This is a genomic window from Wenzhouxiangella psychrophila (genome assembly GCF_042310375.1).
GTDB lineage: Bacteria > Pseudomonadota > Gammaproteobacteria > Xanthomonadales > Wenzhouxiangellaceae > Wenzhouxiangella.
In genome coordinates this window covers 110,803-130,180 of record NZ_JBHJMQ010000007.1, presented here as the reverse complement: position 1 = coordinate 130,180, position 19,378 = coordinate 110,803, and the positions used below count along the sequence as shown (strand labels likewise).

17 protein-coding genes are annotated in these 19,378 nt (G+C 62.3%); 8 read left to right on the top strand and 9 right to left on the bottom strand.

What is annotated here, in order from left to right; all coding sequences use genetic code 11:
- Window positions 1–10 precede the first annotated feature (10 nt).
- From ACDC66_RS10660 to arsS, 6 genes are all read left to right on the top strand, one after another.
- Complete coding sequence (locus ACDC66_RS10660) at window positions 11–2,161, top strand: FAD-dependent oxidoreductase (RefSeq protein WP_376696703.1); 2,151 nt, start codon at window positions 11–13, stop codon at window positions 2,159–2,161.
- Window positions 2,162–2,277: 116 nt separating this feature from the next.
- Window positions 2,278–2,685, top strand: coding sequence for a nucleoside diphosphate kinase regulator (gene rnk / locus ACDC66_RS10655; RefSeq protein ID WP_376696702.1), 408 nt, complete (start codon window positions 2,278–2,280; stop codon window positions 2,683–2,685).
- Window positions 2,686–2,690: 5 nt separating this feature from the next.
- Window positions 2,691–3,365: a glycosyltransferase gene (locus tag ACDC66_RS10650; protein ID WP_376696701.1), complete on the top strand. Its 675-nt coding sequence runs from the start codon at window positions 2,691–2,693 to the stop codon at window positions 3,363–3,365.
- Window positions 3,362–4,033, top strand: coding sequence for a TIGR04282 family arsenosugar biosynthesis glycosyltransferase (locus ACDC66_RS10645; RefSeq protein ID WP_376696700.1), 672 nt, complete (start codon window positions 3,362–3,364; stop codon window positions 4,031–4,033). The genes ACDC66_RS10650 and ACDC66_RS10645 overlap by 4 nt, the downstream gene beginning before the upstream one ends.
- Window positions 4,034–4,319: 286 nt before the next feature.
- Window positions 4,320–5,135: a sterol desaturase family protein gene (locus ACDC66_RS10640; protein WP_376696699.1), complete on the top strand. Its 816-nt coding sequence runs from the start codon at window positions 4,320–4,322 to the stop codon at window positions 5,133–5,135.
- Window positions 5,128–6,090 (top strand): arsenosugar biosynthesis radical SAM (seleno)protein ArsS, encoded by a 963-nt coding sequence (gene arsS / locus ACDC66_RS10635; protein WP_376696698.1) that lies wholly within the window; start codon window positions 5,128–5,130, stop codon window positions 6,088–6,090. The genes ACDC66_RS10640 and arsS overlap by 8 nt, the downstream gene beginning before the upstream one ends.
- Window positions 6,091–6,226: 136 nt before the next feature.
- Here arsS and ACDC66_RS10630 read toward each other — a convergent pair whose 3' ends face one another.
- Together ACDC66_RS10630 and ACDC66_RS10625 are read right to left on the bottom strand one after the other, a co-directional pair.
- Entirely contained in the window at window positions 6,227–7,825 is a 1,599-nt protein-coding gene (locus tag ACDC66_RS10630; protein ID WP_376696697.1) for a peptide MFS transporter, read from the bottom strand.
- Between the two features lie 111 nt (window positions 7,826–7,936).
- Window positions 7,937–11,425 carry a methylmalonyl-CoA mutase family protein gene (locus ACDC66_RS10625; RefSeq protein ID WP_376696696.1) on the bottom strand — a complete coding sequence of 1,163 codons (3,489 nt, stop codon included), beginning with the start codon at window positions 11,423–11,425 and terminating at the stop codon, window positions 7,937–7,939.
- Window positions 11,426–11,583: 158 nt separating this feature from the next.
- On the opposite strand from ACDC66_RS10625, the gene ACDC66_RS10620 reads away from it, so the two are divergent.
- Window positions 11,584–11,934: an ArsR/SmtB family transcription factor gene (locus ACDC66_RS10620; RefSeq protein ID WP_376696695.1), complete on the top strand. Its 351-nt coding sequence runs from the start codon at window positions 11,584–11,586 to the stop codon at window positions 11,932–11,934.
- Here ACDC66_RS10620 and ACDC66_RS10615 read toward each other — a convergent pair.
- The 7 genes from ACDC66_RS10615 to ACDC66_RS10585 all read right to left on the bottom strand — a co-directional run bounded on the left by ACDC66_RS10615 (window position 11,907) and on the right by ACDC66_RS10585 (window position 18,526).
- On the bottom strand, window positions 11,907–12,200 hold the full coding sequence (locus ACDC66_RS10615; protein WP_376696694.1) for a hypothetical protein: 294 nt from the start codon (window positions 12,198–12,200) through the stop codon (window positions 11,907–11,909). The genes ACDC66_RS10620 and ACDC66_RS10615 overlap by 28 nt on opposite strands.
- Entirely contained in the window at window positions 12,197–13,603 is a 1,407-nt protein-coding gene (locus ACDC66_RS10610; RefSeq protein WP_376696693.1) for a sodium/proline symporter, read from the bottom strand. Before ACDC66_RS10610 ends, ACDC66_RS10615 begins: the two co-directional genes overlap by 4 nt.
- A gap of 91 nt (window positions 13,604–13,694) precedes the next feature.
- Window positions 13,695–14,879, bottom strand: coding sequence for a hypothetical protein (locus ACDC66_RS10605; protein WP_376696692.1), 1,185 nt, complete (start codon window positions 14,877–14,879; stop codon window positions 13,695–13,697).
- A 135-nt stretch (window positions 14,880–15,014) separates the two neighbouring features.
- Window positions 15,015–15,230, bottom strand: coding sequence for a hypothetical protein (locus ACDC66_RS10600; RefSeq protein ID WP_376696691.1), 216 nt, complete (start codon window positions 15,228–15,230; stop codon window positions 15,015–15,017).
- Between the two features lie 95 nt (window positions 15,231–15,325).
- The gene (locus ACDC66_RS10595; RefSeq protein ID WP_376696690.1) at window positions 15,326–15,826 is read right to left on the bottom strand and encodes a response regulator; all 501 of its coding nucleotides are present in this window, start codon (window positions 15,824–15,826) and stop codon (window positions 15,326–15,328) included.
- Between the two features lie 62 nt (window positions 15,827–15,888).
- The gene (locus ACDC66_RS10590) at window positions 15,889–17,166 is read right to left on the bottom strand and encodes an HD-GYP domain-containing protein (protein WP_376696689.1); all 1,278 of its coding nucleotides are present in this window, start codon (window positions 17,164–17,166) and stop codon (window positions 15,889–15,891) included.
- 73 nt (window positions 17,167–17,239) lie between these two features.
- Window positions 17,240–18,526 carry an HD-GYP domain-containing protein gene (locus tag ACDC66_RS10585; RefSeq protein WP_376696688.1) on the bottom strand — a complete coding sequence of 429 codons (1,287 nt, stop codon included), beginning with the start codon at window positions 18,524–18,526 and terminating at the stop codon, window positions 17,240–17,242.
- A gap of 165 nt (window positions 18,527–18,691) precedes the next feature.
- Between ACDC66_RS10585 and ACDC66_RS10580 the strand changes: the two genes are divergently transcribed.
- Window positions 18,692–19,372 carry a TIGR00153 family protein gene (locus tag ACDC66_RS10580; RefSeq protein WP_376696687.1) on the top strand — a complete coding sequence of 227 codons (681 nt, stop codon included), beginning with the start codon at window positions 18,692–18,694 and terminating at the stop codon, window positions 19,370–19,372.
- Window positions 19,373–19,378: the final 6 nt, after the last annotated feature.

The following is a 19,378-nucleotide window of genomic DNA, read 5'->3' as shown; positions in this document are numbered from 1 at the left end:
GCATTTTCGAATGAACTCCAGACTCGTCTTGCGAGTGGCCGTGGCGACTGCCTTTCTCGCCGCCATCGTGGCCTTTTTCGCGCTCGATCTCCAGCAGCACCTGAATCTCGACACACTGCGTCAACAGCGCGATTCCCTGCTCGCCTGGACGCAGGACCATCTCCTGCTGGCCCTGGGAATCTACATGGCGATATACATCGTCATGGCCGCCCTGTCCGTCCCCGGCGCGGCCGTCCTCACGCTTGCCGGCGGCGCCCTGTTTGGCGTGGTCACGGGCACTATCGCGGTATCGTTCGCCAGCACCATCGGCGCCACACTGGTATTCCTGGCGGCGCGCTTCTTGTTCAAGGACGCCATCCAGAAACGATTCAGCAAGCGGCTTGCCAAGATCAACGAAGGGATCGAGAAAGACGGCGCGTTCTATCTGCTGGCCCTCAGGCTGGTACCCGTGTTTCCCTTTTGGGTCATCAACCTGGTCATGGCACTCACGCCGATCCGGACATGGACCTACTACTGGGTCAGCCAGCTCGGCATGCTTCCAGCCACAGTCGTCTACGTCAACGCCGGTACCCAGCTCGCACAGGTCGACTCGGTTGGCGATGTGCTCTCGCCAGGCCTGATCGGCGCATTCGTGTTGCTGGGACTGCTGCCGCTGATCCTGCGGCTGGTTCTGCGGTTCCTCCAGGCGCGCAAGGTCTACGCCGGCTATCGCAAGCCGAAGCACTACGACTACAACCTGATCGTTATCGGTGCCGGTTCGGCCGGCCTCGTCTCGGCCTACATCGGCGCGGCAGTGAAGGCCAAAGTGGCGCTGATCGAGAAGAACCGCATGGGCGGGGATTGCCTCAACACCGGCTGCGTTCCCTCCAAGGCCCTGATCCGAACCGCGCGCGGCATGGCCGAGGCGCGCGACAGCCAACGCTATGGCATTCGTCGCATGCAGGCCGAACTCGACTTCGGCGAGGTGATGGCGCGCGTCAGCGAGGTAATCCGCAAAATCGAGCCACACGACTCCCCGGAGCGCTACCGGGCCATGGGTGTGGACGTGATCGAAGCCGAGGCGAAGCTGGTCTCACCCTGGGAAGTCGAGGCCGGCGGCAAGCGCATCAGCGCGAAATCGATCGTGCTGGCAACCGGCGCCGAGCCGCTGGTGCCGCCGATTGATGGTCTCGACCAATTCGACTACCTCACCAGCGACACCCTCTGGGACCTCGATCAGCTGCCCGAACGCCTGGTGGTACTCGGCGGCGGCCCGATCGGCTCGGAGCTGACCCAGGCATTCGCCCGCCTGGGCTCGAAAGTCACGGTCGTGGAAATGGCCGATCGCCTGCTGCCGCGCGAAGATGCCGAGGCCGGTGAACTGCTGGCCGAACACCTTGATCACGACGGCGTGACCGTCGCCACCAGCCACAAGGCGCTGCGCGTCGAGGCCGATGAAAATGGCCGCAAACGTCTGGTCTGCGAACACGATGGCGAGGAGGTCGCCTTCGGATTCTCCCACCTGCTGATCGCCCTCGGACGAAAGACGCGCACGGCCGGCTACGGACTCGAGGATATCGGCGTTCGACTGAACGACGGCGGACGCATCGATGTCGACGGCTTCCAGCGCACCAACTTCCCCAACATCTATGTCTGCGGCGATGCCGCCGGGCCCTACCAGTTCACGCACGTGGCCGCGCACCAGGCCTGGTCGGCGGCGGTCAACGCTTTGATCAGTCCGCTCTGGTCGTTCAGCACCGATTACCGCGTGATTCCCTGGGTCACCTTCACCGACCCGGAAGTCGCCCGCGTGGGATTGAGCGAAGACGAGGCCCGCGAGCAGGATATCGATTTCGAGGTCACCACCTATGGCCTCGACGACCTCGACCGGGCCATCGCCGACAGCGCCGACTACGGCCACGTCAAGGTACTGACCGAACCGGGCAAGGATCGCATCCTGGGTGCGACCATCGTCGGTGCCCATGCGGGCGAGATGTTGCCGGAGTTCGTGCTCGCCATGAAACACGGCCTGGGCCTGAACAAGCTGCTCGGCACCATCCACGTCTACCCGACCTTCTCGGAGGCCAACAAGTTCGCTGCCGGGGAATGGAAGAAGGCGCATCAGCCCGAAACCGCTTTGCGCTGGGCCGAGCGCTTTTTCGCATGGCGCCGTGGACACTGACGCAGGGCGGTCATTCGCGATTGGAAAGGAGTACACTGAGCTGACAGGAAGGGCCGGCGGCCGTCGCAGTGACGGTGCTGGCCTTTCGTGCATTCAGAAGCCTCAGGACAGGAATCATGACGAGCAGACCTCCCATCACCATCTCTTCGATGGATCTACACCGACTCGAGCAACTGCTCGACGACCTGCCGGCCAACGCCTTCCCCGGCATGGCGGAACTCGAGGCCGAACTGGCCCGGGGCAAGTTGGCCGAACCGACCGAAATGCCGGCCGACGCCGTGACCATGAACTCGACGGTGGGCTTCTCGGTCGACGATCATGAATACACCAAGACTCTGGTCTACCCGGCCAAGCTGACCGATTCAGAGCAGCAGATTTCGGTGATGGCGCCGGTTGGCAGCGCCTTGCTCGGCATGCAGGAGGGCAAGGGCATCGACTGGCCGCGTCCCGGCGGCGGCACCATGCATGTGCGAGTCGACAAGATTGTCTACCAGCCCGAGCGCGAGGGCGAACTGCACCGCTGAAGCCAATGTCCGGTTCGCTGCTAAGCATCGTCGTGCCGGTCGGACCGGGGGACCGCCTCGCCCCCGGCCTGTACCGCGCGCTCGACGGGCGCCCGGCCGATTGTGCGCTGATTGTCAGCGCCGTCGCCGAACCGGCGCATGCGTTGCCTCGCGATGCCGTGACGCTGCTTGGCCCGGCCGGCCGTGGCCGGCAGCTCAACGCGGGTGCCGAAGCGGCTGACGCCAGCTGGCTGTGGTTCCTGCACGCCGACAGCCTGCCCGAGCCCGACGCCATCGAGCGAACGCTCGCCTTCATTCGCAGCGAGCCCGACGCGATCGGCTACGGCTGGTTGCAGTTCCAGCCCGACGGCCCGGCGCTCACGCGGCTCAACGCCGTCGGCGCCAACCTGCGCTCGCGCCTGTTCGGCTTGCCCTACGGTGACCAGGGGTTGTGCATCAGATCAGAATCGTGGCGGTGCCTGGGCGGATTCCGGGAAGACATCGAACGCGGCGAGGACCTGGACTTCATCGTGAGGGCGCGCGCCGCAGGCATGTCGGTCCGACCCATGGGGCTGCGTGTAGCCACCAGCGCGCGGCGTTACGCCGAACGCGGCTGGCTGCGTACCAGCTGGCAGCACCAGGTCGCCGCCTGCCGGCTGATTCGGAACGCGCGCGCCAGGATCGGGGCCGGATCTTCATGACCGCGATCGCGATCTTCGTCAAGACGCCGGGCCTGTCGCCGGTCAAGACCCGCCTGGCCAGGACACTGGGCACGGAGCAGGCCGAGGCGCTTTATCTGGAGTGTGCCGCCACGGTCGCGGAAGTCGTAGGCCAGGCGAGCCCGAACGTCTACTGGGCGATCGCCGAGCCCGAGCGGCAGGCTGCCGCCCACTGGCCGGGTTTGGCCCATATCGCACAGGGCCCGGGCGGCCTTGGCGAGCGAATGCAGCGGGTGCTGGCGGCGCTGGTTGAGCGACACGGCAGCGGCCTGCTTCTGGGCGCCGACGCCCCGCAGATCGACGCTGCTCTGCTCCGACGCGCGTGTAGTTGGCTGTCCTGCGATCCACCGCTAAACGCATGCGGCCCCGCGCGCGACGGCGGTTTCTGGACTTTCGGCGCCAACCACGTTCCGCCCCTGGAACGATGGACACGCGTTCCTTACAGCCGGCCTGATACGCTGCAAAGATTCCGGGAATCCATCGGAGACGAGACCGAATGGCTGGAACTGCCCATGCTCAGCGACCTTGACACGGCCGAGGACATGGCTCGAGTCGCCGCAGAGCTAAAACGCCTGCACCGGCCTTTACCGTCGCAATTGGCTCTGCTGGAATTGCTCGAAGGACGACAGTCCGCGGTCCGTGTTCTGTAATCTGTAATCTGTGGTCTGTTGTCTGTGGTCCGTAGGCCATCGCCATCGCCATCGCCATCGCCATCGCCATCGCCATCGCCATCGCCATCGCCATCGCCATCGCCATCGCCATCGCCATCGCCATCGCCTGAATCCTGAATCCTGAATCCTGAATCCTGAATCCTGAATCCTGAATCCTGAATCCTGAATCCTGAATCCTGAATCCTGAATCCTGAATCCTGAATCCTGAAACCTGAAACCTGAATCCTGACTCCTGAAACCTGACTACTGACCACCGACCACCGGCATGCCAAACGAACCCATCATCCGAGTCACCATCTTTCTGGCCACCCTGGCCCTGCTGCTGATCATCCAGCGCCTGTGGCCGGCTCGCGGCGATGGACGCTGGTCGATGCGGCAACTAACCAATGCCCTGCTGGTCGTGATTGACACCCTGGTGCTGCGCCTGGCCTTTCCCGTGCTGGCCGTGGCCTTCGCCATGCACATGCACGGCGGCGGGCTCTACGGCTGGCTGGCCTGGCCCACCTGGCTCGAATTTCTCACCGCCGTTGTGGTCCTGGATGTCGCGATCTACTGGCAGCACCGCCTCCTGCACATCGTTCCGGTTCTATGGCGCATGCACCGCGTCCATCACGCCGACACCGGTTTCGACGTCACGACCGGGGTTCGCTTCCACCCGTTCGAGACGACCCTGTCGATGGGGATCAAGCTGGGGCTGGTGTGGCTGCTGGCCCCGCACCCGGCCGCCGTGCTGGTTTTCGAGATTCTGCTCTCGGCCGGATCGCTGTTCACTCACGCGGATTTCCGCTTTCCGCCGGCGCTCGACCGACGCCTGCGCTGGCTGATCGTCACCCCGTCCATGCACCGCATTCACCATTCGACCTGGCGGCCCGAAACCGACAGCAACTACGGCTTCCACCTGTCGATCTGGGACCGCCTGTTCGGCAGCTACACGCCGGCGCCCCGCGAGGACGAGCGCAGCATGCCCATCGGGCTCGATCGCTTTCGCTCGAAACGGGAACAGACCCTTTTGCAACTGCTGATCAATCCATTTCGCTCGCGTACCGACACGGACAGACAAACGGAGAAAGACGATGCGTGACGCCTGGCCGCTGCTGCAAAAGACCGACTTTCCGGCCATCGCCCGAGAACGCCTGGACACGCTGCAGATGAACCTGGGCTATCTGTGCAATCTCGCCTGCCTCCACTGCCACGTCAATGCCGGGCCCAATCGAAAGGAACTCATGGACCGGGCCACGATGGCCTCGGCGCTGGCGGTAGCCGATCGTTTCGGCGCGAAGACCCTCGATCTGACCGGCGGCTCGCCGGAGATGAACACGCACTTTCGCTGGCTGGTCGAGCAAGCGAAAGATAGGGGGCTGCACGTCATCGACCGGCTCAACCCCACGATCATGAACGAGCCCGGCTACGACTGGGTCGGGCCTTTCCTCGCCGAACACGACATCGAGGTCGTTGCCTCCCTGCCCTGCTACTCGAAAGACAACGTCGATGCCCAGCGCGGCAACGGCGTGTTCGAGTCCTCGATATCGGCCCTGCAGCAACTCAACGAACTCGGCTACGGCAAGCCAAAGACCGGCCGCACCCTGAACCTGGTCTACAACCCGCTCGGCGCCTCCCTGCCGCCGCCGCAGGAAGCCCTGGAGGGTGACTACAAGCAACTGCTCGCCGACGAGTTCGGCATCGAGTTCAACCAGCTGTTCACGATCACCAACATGCCGATCAAGCGCTTCGGCGCCATCCTGCTCAGCAAGGGCGAGTTCGGCGACTACATGACCCTGCTCAAGAACGCTTACAAGCGCGAGAACCTGAACGGCGTAATGTGCCGCAACCTGCTCAGCGTCGACTACCGCGGCTACCTCTACGACTGCGATTTCAACCAGATGCTCGGGCTACCGCTCGAGGGCAAATCGCAAGCCACCCACCTCGACGACCTGCTCCAGCACGGCGACCTGCCGCGCCGCATCGGCATCGCCGACCACTGCTACGGCTGCACCGCCGGCCAGGGTTCAAGCTGCGGGGGAGCGCTCGGCACCTGAATGTTTCGAGCATTCGAATTTCGAACATTCAATTTTGTTTGCTATTTGGTGCTTCGGATTTGAGATTTCGAACACCTACGCCAAAAAAGAAACGGGCGCCAGAGGCGCCCGCTTTTCGTCCTTACTCCATCCCCGATCAATCTCGAGGCTGTTTCGGGCCGCCGCCTTCGTAGGCGCCCGGTTCGTCCTCACGCGTGAGGTCGTCAGTTGGCTGGTCGAGTGCTGCCATTCTCTTGAGGAAAGGCGTCGCGATCAGGAAGCCGATGGTCACCACACCGCAGAAGATAACAACATTGCGATAGAGTTCGGGGAACTCGGAGACGCGATCACCGCTGAACGAACCGGCCAGCAGTCCCGCCAACAGGTTGCCCAGTGCCGCACCGAAGAACCACATGCCCATCATCTGGCTGTAGTACTGGCGCGGCGCCAGCTTGGAGGTGGCCGACAGGCCGATCGGGCTGACGCACAGCTCGCCGGTAGTATGGAACAGGTAAGTCAGCAACAACCAGGTCGGCAGTACCTGGTCGCCGTCCTGGATCAGCGAGGCGGCAATCCACATGAAACCGAAACCAAGGCCAAGCTGTGCGAAACCGAGCGCGAACTTCATCGGAATCGACGGATCGAGATTGCGCCGGCCCAGGTTGATCCAAAGCGCCGAGAAGAAGGGCGCGAAGATCAGGATGTAGACCGGGTTGAGCGACTGGAAGGCTTCGGCTGGTATCAGGATGCCCAGCATCTCTCGCGCCGTGTAGCGCTCGGCGAACAGGTTGAGCGAAGAGCCGGCCTGCTCGAAGCCGGCCCAGAACAACGCTGCCCCTATAAACAGTGCCACCAGCACGATGGTACGCCGTCGCTCCAGCCCGGTCAGATCCTTGTCGAGCAGTACGCGGGCAAAGAACAGCACGGCGACGCCGACAATGACGAAGACGCTGTACTCCGCCAGCATTTGAGCGTTCACTTCGACCGCCCCACCCAGGGCCAGGAAGGCGACGAGGAACAAAAGTGCCGTACCCGCGTAAATCGCCCAGGCCATGTACTTCGTCTGCGCCTGCTTGTGGGCCGGCGTGGGATGTGGCTCCTTGCCGAATTCACCCAGGTGCTTCTGGGTGATGCGGTAGACAATCAGGCCGGCAATCATGCCCACCGCGGCGGCGGCGAAACCCCAGTGCCAGCCCATGTTGATGCGAAGCAGGCCGCAGATGAACGGGCCGAGCGCGGCGCCAACGTTGATACCCATGTAGTAGATCACGTAGCCGGCATCGCGGCGAGCCCCACCTTCCGGATATAACTCGCCCACGCAGCTGGAAATATTGGGTTTGAGCAGGCCGGTACCGACCACGATCAGGATCAGGCCAAGAAAGAACCCGTAGGACTCTTCCATGACGCCGAAGCCCGGCAGGGACAACACGATATGGCCGGCGGCGATGATGATGCCGCCATACCAGATGGCGTTCTGCTGACCGAAGATGCGGTCGGCCAGCCAGCCGCCCGGCAGCGCGGCCAGGTAGACACCGGCGGTATAGAGGCCGTAGATGGCCGCAGCCGTCGGATCGTCCATTCCCAGGCCGCCTTCAAGCACGGCGGCGGTCATGAACAGCACCAGCAGGGCACGCATGCCGTAGTAGCTGAAGCGCTCCCACAGCTCGGTGAAGAACAGTGTTCCGAGACCGGCCGGATGGCCGAAGAACTGGCGCTGACCCGGCACGGCCGGGCTCCCCTCGTTATTCTGGGACATCAATTGAATCCTCTTTTATAGGTCTGATTGGGCTCTGCTTGACCCGGGGAGTTGACCAGAAATCCCCGGGGGAATCAAGGCGCGGTCCCTTGCCGACCGCGCCGGGCCGGCTTACATATTGCGGCGATATTCGCCGCCGACTTCATACAGGGCGTGCGAAATCTCGCCCAGCGAGCAGCACTTGACCGCCTCCATCAGTGCCTCGAAAGTGTTGCCCCGCTCGCGCGCGACGGCCTGAAGCTTATTCAGTGCCTCTTGCGAGCGCGACTCGTTGCGCCGATTGAAGGCGTGGACATTGCGCACCTGCTGCTGTTTTTCCTCAGCTGTAGAGCGCGCCAGCTCGATCTCGCCACCTTCCTGTTCACCACCCTCGGTCGGCAGGAATGTGTTGACGCCGACCAGCGGCAGCGAACCGTCGTGCTTCTTGTGCTCGTAGTAGAGCGACTCTTCCTGGATCTTGCCGCGCTGGTACATGGTGTCCATCGCACCCAGCACGCCGCCACGCTCGGAGATGCGCTCGAACTCGCCGTAGACGGCGTCCTCGACCAGGTCGGTGAGCTGGTCGATGATGTAGCTGCCCTGGAAAGGGTTTTCGTTGTAGTTGAGACCCAGTTCCTTGTTGATGATCATCTGGATGGCCACCGCTCTTCGCACCGACTCCTCGGTCGGCGTGGTGATCGCCTCGTCGTAGGCGTTGGTATGCAGGCTGTTGCAGTTGTCGAAAATGGCATAGAGTGCCTGCAGGGTGGTCCGGATGTCGTTGAACTGGATCTCCTGGGCATGCAGCGAGCGGCCCGAGGTCTGGATGTGGTACTTGAGCATCTGCGAACGCTTGTTGGCACCGTAGCGCTCGCGCATGGCCCGCGCCCAGATACGCCGCGCCACACGACCGATAACCGAATACTCGGGGTCCATGCCGTTGGAGAAGAAGAACGACAGGTTCGGGGCGAACTCATTGATGTCCATACCCCGCGCCAGGTAATACTCGACGATGGTGAATCCGTTCGACAGAGTGAAGGCGAGCTGGCTGATCGGGTTCGCCCCGGCCTCGGCGATGTGATAACCAGAGATGGAAACCGAGTAGAAGTTCCTGACACCCTTGTCGATGAAGTACTGCTGGATGTCGCCCATCATGTGCAGGGCGAACTCGGTCGAAAAGATGCAGGTGTTCTGGGCCTGGTCCTCCTTGAGGATGTCGGCCTGGACGGTGCCACGCACGACCTTGAGTGTTTCGGCCTTGATCTTTTCGTAGGTCTCTGCGTCGACCAGTTGGTCGCCGGTCACGCCGAGCGTGCCCAGCCCCAGGCCGTCATTGCTCTTCGGCAACTCACCGGTATATTCCGGTGCATCGTCGCCGAGCAGTTCGGCTCGCTTCTTCTGCGCGGTGTCCCACTGGCCGTTTTCCTTGAGGTGTTTTTCGACCTGCTGGTCGACGGCAGTGTTCATGAACATGGCCATGATCATCGGCGCCGGGCCGTTGATGGTCATCGACACCGAGGTAGCCGGGTCGGCCAGATCGAAACCAGAGTAGAGTTTCTTCATGTCGTCGAGCGTGGCGATCGACACGCCCGAATTGCCCACCTTGCCGTAGATGTCGGGCCGCTCGGCCGGATCCTCGCCGTAGAGGGTCACCGAGTCGAAGGCGGTCGACAGGCGCTTGGCCGGCTGGCCCTCCGAGACATAGTGAAAACGACGGTTGGTCCGCTCGGGTGTGCCCTCACCGGCGAACATCCGGATCGGATCTTCGTTGGTACGCCGGTAGGGGTAGACACCGCCGGTATAAGGATAGTGCCCGGGCAGGTGCTCCTTCATCAGGAACACCAGCTGATCGCCCCAGTCGGAGGTCTGGGGCGGGGCGATCTTGGGAATCTGCAGCTTCGACAGCGACTCGCGGTAATTCGAGCCGCTGATCTTCTTGCCGCGTACTTCGTAACTGAATTCGTCAGCCTCGACAGCGGCTTTCAGATCCGGCCATTGCCGCAGCAACTCACGCCCCTCCTCGGGGAGAGCCTTAACGGCCTCGGCATAACGTTGAAGCAGCGTAGAGGCAAGGCGGGCATCATCAGACTCGGTACCCCCGGATTTCAGGTCGGCATCGGGGAGTTTCAACGGCGCCGGAAGGTCAATGACTTCAAGTTCCCGCAGGACTTCGTAATAGTGCTGGGCGCGGCGGGCCTCCTCGGCCCACTGCAGGATCTTTTCATTGAGCGTCCTGCCCTGCTCGGCAATCTCGGCCAGGTAGCGAACCCGCCTGCCGTCGATCAGGACGGAAGGCTTCGGCTCCTTCTCGGCCAGCTCCACGTCGGGCCTGAAGTCGCACCGCTCGGTTCCGAATGACTGCTTCGGTTCGTCTCCCTCCGTATCACCGCTTTGCCGCAAGAGGCGGCAGAGGTTCATGAACATCCAGGTCACGCCAGGATCGTTGAACTGGCTGGCAATGGTCGGGTAGACCGGCACGTCCTCGTCGGCCAGGTCGAAGGCCAGGCGATTGCGCTTCCACTGCTTGCGCACGTCCCTGAGCGCGTCCTGCGAACCCTGGCGATCGAATTTGTTGAGAGCCACCAGTTCGGCGAAGTCCAGCATGTCGATTTTCTCGAGCTGGCTGGCCGCGCCGAAATCGGATGTCATGACATACGCCGGAAAATCCACCAGGTCGACGACCTCGGAATCCGACTGGCCGATGCCAGCCGTTTCCAGAATCACCAGATCGAAGTCGCTGGTGCGCAGTAGGGCCAGCGCATCGGCCACCACTTCCGATGTTGCCAGGTGCTGCCGGCGCGTGGCCATGGAGCGCATGAACACGCGCTCGGAGCGAAGCGAATTCATGCGAATACGATCGCCCAGCAGTGCCCCGCCCGTTCGCCGGCGCGTGGGGTCGACGGCCAGCACCGCGATGCGCATCTCGGGGAAGTACTGCAAAAACCGATTGAGCAGCTCATCCGTGACCGAGGACTTGCCGGCCCCGCCGGTGCCGGTCAGACCGACGACCGGAACGCCGTTGGCTGATTCCGCGGCCTTGCGCAGTTGCGCCAGCTCGTGCTCGGAAATGCTTCCGTTCTCGATGGCCGAAAGCTTGCCGGCGACGGCGGCGTCGCCTTCCTGTGACTGCTGGCTCCCGTCTTCCGACCTTCGCCGCGCGCGTCCCTGGCGGGTGCGCTCCACCAGGTCGGCGATCATCTCCTTGAGCCCCATCTTCATCCCGTCCTCGGGGTGATAGATGCGGGTCACGCCGTACTCCTCGAGTTCGCGGATCTCATCGGGCGTAATCGTGCCGCCGCCGCCGCCGAAGACCTTGATATGACCGGCTCCAAGCTCGTCAAGCATGTCGACCATGTACTTGAAGTATTCCAGGTGCCCGCCCTGGTAGGAGCTCACGGCGATGGCATCGGCGTCCTCGCAGATGGCCGAACGCACGACCTCGGCCACCGCCCGGTTGTGCCCCAGGTGGACGACCTCGCAACCCTCGGCCTGGATCAGGCGACGCATCAGGTTGATGGCGGCATCATGACCGTCGAACAGGCTGGCGGCCGTGACCACTCGCAGCGGAAGGTCGGCGTCTGTACTGGGCGTGCTCGAAAGCGATTCGGCAGTCTGGCTCATGGCGTGAATTCACGATTGAACGGGAACTGCCCATTGTAGCCCGTCGACGCGCGACGGGCCAAAGGGTGGAGGTCAGGGCGATTTCTGCGGGTGCCTGTGGCGCGAGAATCAAAAATCCTTTTGCGAAAGAGCCCCCTTTTGGGCAATAATTACCCGCTATGGCTACCGCTACTACACTTCAGAACAGCCAGTCCCCGCGGTTCGAGATGCCCTCGCCGCAGGATATGGCGCAGCATGCCGAGCATGCGGCCGGCTTTCTCAAGCTGATGGCCAACCCGCACCGCCTGATGATCCTTTGCCATCTGCTCGATTCGGAACTCTCGGTCAGCGAGCTCAACAGCCACCTGCCCCTGAGCCAGTCGGCCTTATCGCAGCACCTGGCGGTACTGCGCAACGCCGGTCTGGTCCGAACCCGACGGGACCAGCAGGTGATCTACTACTCCCTGGCCAGCGGCGAGGTCAGGGCCGTAATGGCCACGCTCTACGAGCAGTTCTGTCGTCCGGCCTGACGACGCTGAAGCAAACGCACCAGCGCCCAGCTGATCGACACCGAGGCCGCCGCCCAGGCGCCGTACCGCAACCACTGATCCAGCGGCTGATTCGCGATCACCGGCGCCCCACCCCACAACTTCAGCGCCACCGAAGCGCTCAGCAGGGAAAAGGTGACGACCAGGGCAATGTAGTAAGCCTGGCGACGTCGCAGCCACAGCAGACCGAAGGCAATCAGGTGGATGCCGAAAACCGGCAACAGGGCCCATCCAATCCATTCGCTCATTTCCGGCGCTGGCCGCCTTCAAGCGGTTGCTGTTGCACGCCGGCTAAAGCGATGGCCAGGGCAATGAACAAGGGCACCAGCCGCTCGACGGCATTGCCGGGCGCCTGCGGAAAGAAGCTGATCGTAACCGTCATGACAAAGCCGACCAGCATGGCCGCCAGGCGGTAACCCGGCCGGACGTGCCCGGCGAACAGCATGACCACCAATAGCGGCCCGAAGGCGTTACCCAGAGCCTGCCAGGCAAACAGCACGCGATCGAAGATCGAGGCCGGAAACCAAAGAGCCAACGCCACGGCCGCAATCCCCAGGACGACGATGACGATGCGGTCCACGGAAAGCGAAACCCGGCCGCGCCTCAGGTCGTGGCTGACCGCGGAGCCGGCCACGAGAAGCTGGCTGTCGGAGGTCGACATGATCGCGGCCAGAACCCCGCCGGCCACCAGGCCACCGAGGACGGGCGGCAACAGGTCCACGGCCACCTCCAGCAGGACGGACTCGCCGTCGGCCAGTTCAGGCATCAGCACACGACCGGACCAGCCCAATACCACCATGCCGACATAGATCACCGCTGCCCAGGCCAGCGCGATATTGCGAGCGAAGCGAATTTCGCCAGGCGAGCGCAGGGCCATGAAACGATTGACGACGTGCGGCTGGCCGGGATAGCCGAGCCCGATACCGAACAGGCCCGCTACGAAAACCATCGAGAGCAACAGTCCCGGCTGGTCGACCAGTCTTGTCAGGGACGGGTCCTGCAATGCCTGCAAACCGGTTTGAAGGCCGACGGGGCCACCGACGGCCACCAGCGCCACGACGGGCAGGACCAGCGCAACGAAAAACATCATCAAACCCTGCAGGGCGTCGGTCACGCTTGCGGCCCAGAAGCCGCCGAGAAACACGTAAGCGATCACAATGGCCGCACCCGAGACGATGGCCACGGCCGTGTCGACCGTCAGGGCGGTACTTATGGCCGTACCCGCCGCCTGGAACTGGGACGCGACGTAAAAAGTGAAGCAGAAAAGGATAATAGCCGCACCGAAAGCGCGAATACGGCGCTCGTCGGCCGGGCCCGCGCCGTGCCCGAGGAACTCGACCAGGGTCAAAGCGCCGTTGTCGTGGCTGGCCGGCTGCAGCTTCGGCGCAATGAAGACCCAGTTGATGAAAAAGCCCGACCAGACGGCCGGCACCAGCCACAGTGCCTGCAGCCCCCAGGCATAGGCCGCGCCGCTGACCCCGAGTAGCGTCCAGGCCGAGGAGGAACTGGCCGAGGCGCTGAGCGCGGCGATGACCGGGCCCATGCGACGCCCGGCAAGGTGGAAATCGGCCGTATCGCCCACCCTGCGCTGCGCCCACACGCCGATGGTCAAAAGCAAGACAAGGTAGACAAAGAGCGTGGCCGCGACCATTGAGATTCCATTCGCTGGATCAGACGCCGGTCAATGTAGCAGAAAAGGTCGCCCCGCCCACCGGCGGGAACGACCATGGCTTTCTGTGGGCTCAGAGCTTGTAGGTAAACCGGACGTAGAGGTCGCGATCCTCCTGCAGATCGGATGAGCCGACACGCCGCTCGATTTCCTCGCGGATGCGGAAGCGGACATCGACGCGCAATTGCTGGGTGAAATGGTGCTGGTAACGGATCTCGTAGAGATCGTTGTTGTTGCGAAAATCATTCGAGATCAGCCAGCCGGATTCTACGTGACCATAGACCACCCCGAGGTTGTGGCCGGGGCGAATGTCGAACAGATTGGCGCTGAGCTGATAGCCATCGCCACCCACGTCGTCATCGGGTGTGCCGACCAGCATTACGCTTTCGCGCGGTGTTTCAAAGGCATGACCATACTCGCCCGCAAGCACGAAACGTGTTCCTGCTTCGCCCACGGGCCATTCGGCCGCCGCCTTGGCCGTCATCGTCAGGTAGTCATCCCTTCGCGGGTCGGCCACGCCGTGGGTGGCCAGCGCATCGGGAATCCAGTTCAGCGTGAGCATGCGCATGGAAACCGGCCCCCAGGATTCAGTCGAGCGCAGTCCGAGATAAGCGCCAAGGCGGCTGCCGCTGTCGGAAAAATCGATCGGACCGCGGAAGGTATTGCCCGTCCCCCGACGATGGTTCAGCTGGGCGATGACATGGCTCTCCCAGCCACCGCCGAGCTTGCTGATCCAGTGCACCCCGTCGGTCCAGCCGATACCGACATTGGACGAATCATTGCGGTCCAGGCTCTTGTCGGGCACGACCGGAAGCTTGAACCCGGTCTGGAAGCGGCCGACGCGAACCTGGTGACGTTGCGCATCATCGGCCCACTGGAAGAAGAACTCGTCGAGGTGGATCTCTCCGGGTTGCGTACCCGTGCCCGATGCGCGGTAGCGATCAAATTCCAGCGAGTAGTCGTTGCCATCGGTCGTGACCCAGGTCGCCACGCGCCCCCGGAAGCGCCAATTGTCGGAGATTTCGCGCTGGGCGAACAGTCGAAAGCGGCCGCGCACGCTCTCGTCGCTGCTATCGCTACCGTCTCGGGCGTCGCGTTCACTAGCGTAGAAACCGGCGCGCAGATCACCGCCGAATTCCCAGCGGTCATCCTGGGCATGCACGGCGCAGGTGGAGGCGATCGCCAACAGCGCCAGGCATGATTGAAAGACGCCGCTCGCTCTTGCGCTTGCGCCATGAAAAAAAGCAATCCGGGTCATAATGAGGTACCTGCCTTGATCTGAGTGAAACGTGAATGGCGCAGCGCGCCATCGACGACGCGGTATTATGTGGCGGAAATATGACAGATAAGTTAAAAAGTCACGCCATTGCAGCGTGACTGTCATATTTCTGGCTCAATCGCCCGATGAATCGAACTCTGCAAGCTTACGCTCGACTTCGGCCAGCTCCGCCTCGGCGATCCGGGCGATCTCCATCAGCGTCTCCTGGTTCTCCAGTTGCTGCGCCTGTTCTTCCAGGTCTCGATCCAGGCCGCCTCCGATATCCCGGCGAATGGCGCCCAGACGCTGTTCCAGTTCATCTTGGCGCTCGAGCAATTGCTTGCGATTCATGGAGAAACCTCCGACTATGCGCGATAGCCCAGTCTAGTCGCGAGTGCAAAAGCACGGATTGACGTGGATCAATCCGATTCCGACGGTGCGAGGTTTCATTCGACCTGGGAGGGCTCCTCCCGGACGCCACGGCTGGGAAGCTCGCCGGCACCAACCAGCTGCTCGATGCGCGAGAACACTTCATAACGCCCGAACGGTTTTTTCATGAACCCGTCGGCACCGATCTTCTTGAGGTAGAACTCCTCGACCGCCTGCGGGTTGCCGCTGATCATGATGACGGGCACGGACTCGGTGGCAGGATTGCGACGCAGCTTGCGCAAGGCGGTGAATCCGCTCATGCCGGGTAACACGATGTCGAGAAAGATCAGGTCCGGCGGATCATCTGCGGCCAGCTTCAGCGCCGTCTCGGCATCTTCGGCACTGCGCGTTTCGTAACCGTTCTGACCCAGCATGTGGCTGAGGGCGGCCACGATCGTACGGGAATCGTCGACAACTAGAACCCGCATCCCGCGCCGCGCGTGCAGGCGTCGACTTTGGCGACGGTCGTCGGGCTGCCGCATTCCCAGCAGCCGTCGAAATCGATCCAACTGACTCATCCAGACTCCCTCTGATTGTGGATGGCGTAGTCGATGCGCCGATTATTTACCGGAAAGACCGGTCAAGCCAAGTCCAGCGAAGAATCGAAAATCCTGGAGAGCTCATGGATGTCCACATCCTCAGTACCATCGGGAAGGACTTCAGCAATGCGAACGGGCGCATCTCCGACCTCGGGTCTCTGGCTGGCCAGGTCGAGCGTGTCTCCCAATGTGTGGCCGGCGTCGGTGGTTTCAAGCAACCGAACCATTGGCAACAGTCCGCGCCCTTCACTCGCTTCCAGAACGAGTGCGAGATCCCCGCTGGTCAAGCGTACCAGCGTACCCGGTGTCACCCAGCCGAGGTACTGGGTAAACGCTTCGACCATCGGCCCGTCGAACTGCTGATTCCGCTGCTTCCAGAGAACGCTGAAAGCGTCGTGATGGGAACGTGCCGGATCGTATACGCGCCGGGAAGTAATCGCATCATAGGCATCGACGATACCAACCAGCCGCGCCAGTGGCGGGATGGCGCCGCCGGCAAGACCGTGCGGATACCCCAGACCGTCGGGACGCTCATGGTGGTGCAAAACGGCCTGGATCACTGCGTCCGGCAGACCGCCTTCCTCATGAAGAAGCTGGTATCCAATCGTCGTATGCGTCTTGATGATCTCGTACTCTTCAGCCGTCAAGCGGGCCGGCTTGTTGAGTATTTCAGATTCAATTCGCAGCTTGCCCAGGTCGTGGAGCAGCCCCGCCAGACCGGCATATTCGATCTTTTTGTCTTCCCAGTTCAGTGCATGGGCCAGCCCCAACGAAAGGATCGAGGCATTGATACAGTGCTGGGCCGTGTAGTCATCGCGATTCTTGATGCGCGTCAGCCAGACCAGAGCCGCCGCATGCTCCTCCAGAACCTCGGCAAGTTCGGAGACTACGGATTGGGCCGAATCCACGTCGACCTCACTGCCCTTCTGGAACTGCTCCGCCAACTCCTGAATGCGACTGTCCAGGGAATTGCGGATCTCAAGCGCCCTTTCGAGGGTCTTGGCGTTGACCTCGCCCTTGAGTGGCTTTCCCTTGCCCGAGCGAAGCGATCTTATGGGCCGGGGACTATCCGAACCAGGCGCAGCCGGCAATGGTCTCGGGGGAACCCATTGGCTGGGACCGCGCTCCCGGGATATGACCACCCAGGCGCAGTTTTCCTGCATCCAGCGCTTCTTCTCCGCTGAATCGATCAAAACGCCCTTCAGGGGAAACTCCGTTTCCGACCAGGGGATGTCCAAACGCGTGACAAAATGTCCGAACTGCAGTTCGGAAGGATCGACGCGGCTCTCGAAAGCCCACCCGTTGGGATACTCTGGCATGAGATTCCCCTTGCTCTAGCCATGGCCCTGCCGGGGAACTGTACTTCCGATGGGGAGGCCTTGTCCAGACAGCTCACTCCAGAACGGATACCAGCATGGCCTTGACATTGACGCCGGGCAGCCCGTCGGGGAGGACTTCCTCGATATGAATCATCGGATTTCCCTCGTCATCGCGCAGCTCGGCCAGGTCGATCCGCTCCCCGGGCCGATAGCCCGCTCCACCATGAATGAGCTTGCGCACAACCGGATAAAAGCCATGGACGATGTTGGTTTCCTCGACGATCGCCAGCTCCCCGTTCGACAGGCGCACCAGCGTACCCGGGGCCACCCAGCCCAGGAAGTGGATGAAGGTCTCGACCATCTTCCGGTCGAACTTGTGCAAGCGGGCTCGCCAGAGCACACCCAGGGCGTCGTGGTGGGACCGCGCGGGACGGTAGCTTCGCTGGGACGTCACCGCATCGTAGACGTCGACGATCGAGACCAGGCGCGAAACGGGGTTGATATCGCCCGACTGTTTGCCGTGGGGGTAACCCTTGCCGTCACTTCGTTCGTGATGTTCCAGCGCGGCCAGGGCGATGGCCTCGTCGACTTCGTCACGCCCTGCAAGCAACTCGTACCCGCGCGCCGTATGCGTCTTGACATGCCGATATTCCTGCTCATTGAGAAGATCGGGCTTGTTGAGCACGGATGCATCGATATCGACGTTGCCGACGTCATGAAGCAATGCAGCCATTCCCGCTCTCTCGACCTGGTCCGGCGGCCACTCGAGGGCATGGGCCAGTCCCAGTGCCAGAATGGCGGAATTGATGGAATGCTGTGCCGTGTAGTCGTCGCGTTCCTTGATCCGGGTCAGCCAGACCATCGCTGCGAGATTCTGCTGGAGGTAACCGGCCAGTTCGGCCACCACCCGCTCGGCCGTCTTGATTTCCACCGTACCCTTCTGGGCGAATCCCCGAATGAGTTGCCGGGCCTGGCTGTCGAGGATGTTGTAGGCGCGAAGCGCCACGCCCACGCTGTCCTTGTCGATGCGATCGCCGCGTAGCGCATTGATGGGATCCCGAAGATCCGTGGACGGCCGGACAGGTTCGTCGTCATCCTTGGACTTACCGGATTTCGGTAGCAGTCGGGTCGGAGGCTGGGGCGTATCGCTGCGTTCGAAGTCGATGACGACCCACTCGCAGTGATCCTCGAACCATACCTTGGTGTCTTCCGAATCGATCAGCACGCCCTGCAGCGGGAAGGGCGTATCGATCCAGGGGATATCCAGGCGCACGACGAAGTTGCCCACCTCCAGGTCGGAGGGGTGGACGATCATCTCGCGCGTCCAGATTGATTCGGGCTGTCCCTTTTCCTGCGCCATGTCCGGAAACTCAGGAATCCATCGACTTATTATGCCAGCAAAGCACTGAGACTCCTGTCACACAATGCAAAATTGACCGCGATCACAGAGGGTCATGATTTCGTCACGAAACTGTTACAATCGCCGCCGCTGGCTCTCCTTTGGGCAAATCAAGGCAAAAATCCAATGAATCCAACCGGTTATATTTCAAGGGTATTCGGCCAGTCGCCGGTCCGCCCGCTCCAGAAACACATCGAGAAAGCGGCCGGATGCGCCCTGCAACTGCCTGATTTCGTGCGCGCGGCCCAGGCCGGGGACTGGGAAAGAGCCGCCGAAATCCGCAAGAACATCGTCAACCTCGAACACGAAGCCGACGATCTCAAGCGCGAACTGAGGCTTAACCTCCCACGCAGCCTTTTCATGCCGGTGGCTCGAACCGATGTACTGGAGATGCTCTCGGTACAGGACCGCATTGCCAACAAGGCCCGCGACATCTCCGGCCTGATGCTCGGCCGTCGAATGGTCATCCCTGCTCCCCTCCAGGATCTTTACCTGAACTTCGTCGACCGCTGCCTCGAGGCCGTGGAACAGGCACACAAGACGGTGAATGAACTCGACGAGTTATTCGAGACGGGGTTCAGCGGCAGTGAGATCGATCTCGTCATGGGCATGATCAAGAAGCTCGACGAAATCGAAAACGACAGCGACAACCTGCAAGTTCAGTTTCGGGCCAAGCTGTTCGAAGTAGAGAAGGACCTACCCCCCATCGATGTCATGTTTCTCTACAAGATCATCGACCGGACAGGTGACCTGGGCGACCTGGCCCAACGCGTCGGCAGCCGCCTGCACCTTATGATCGCTCGCTAAACCAAC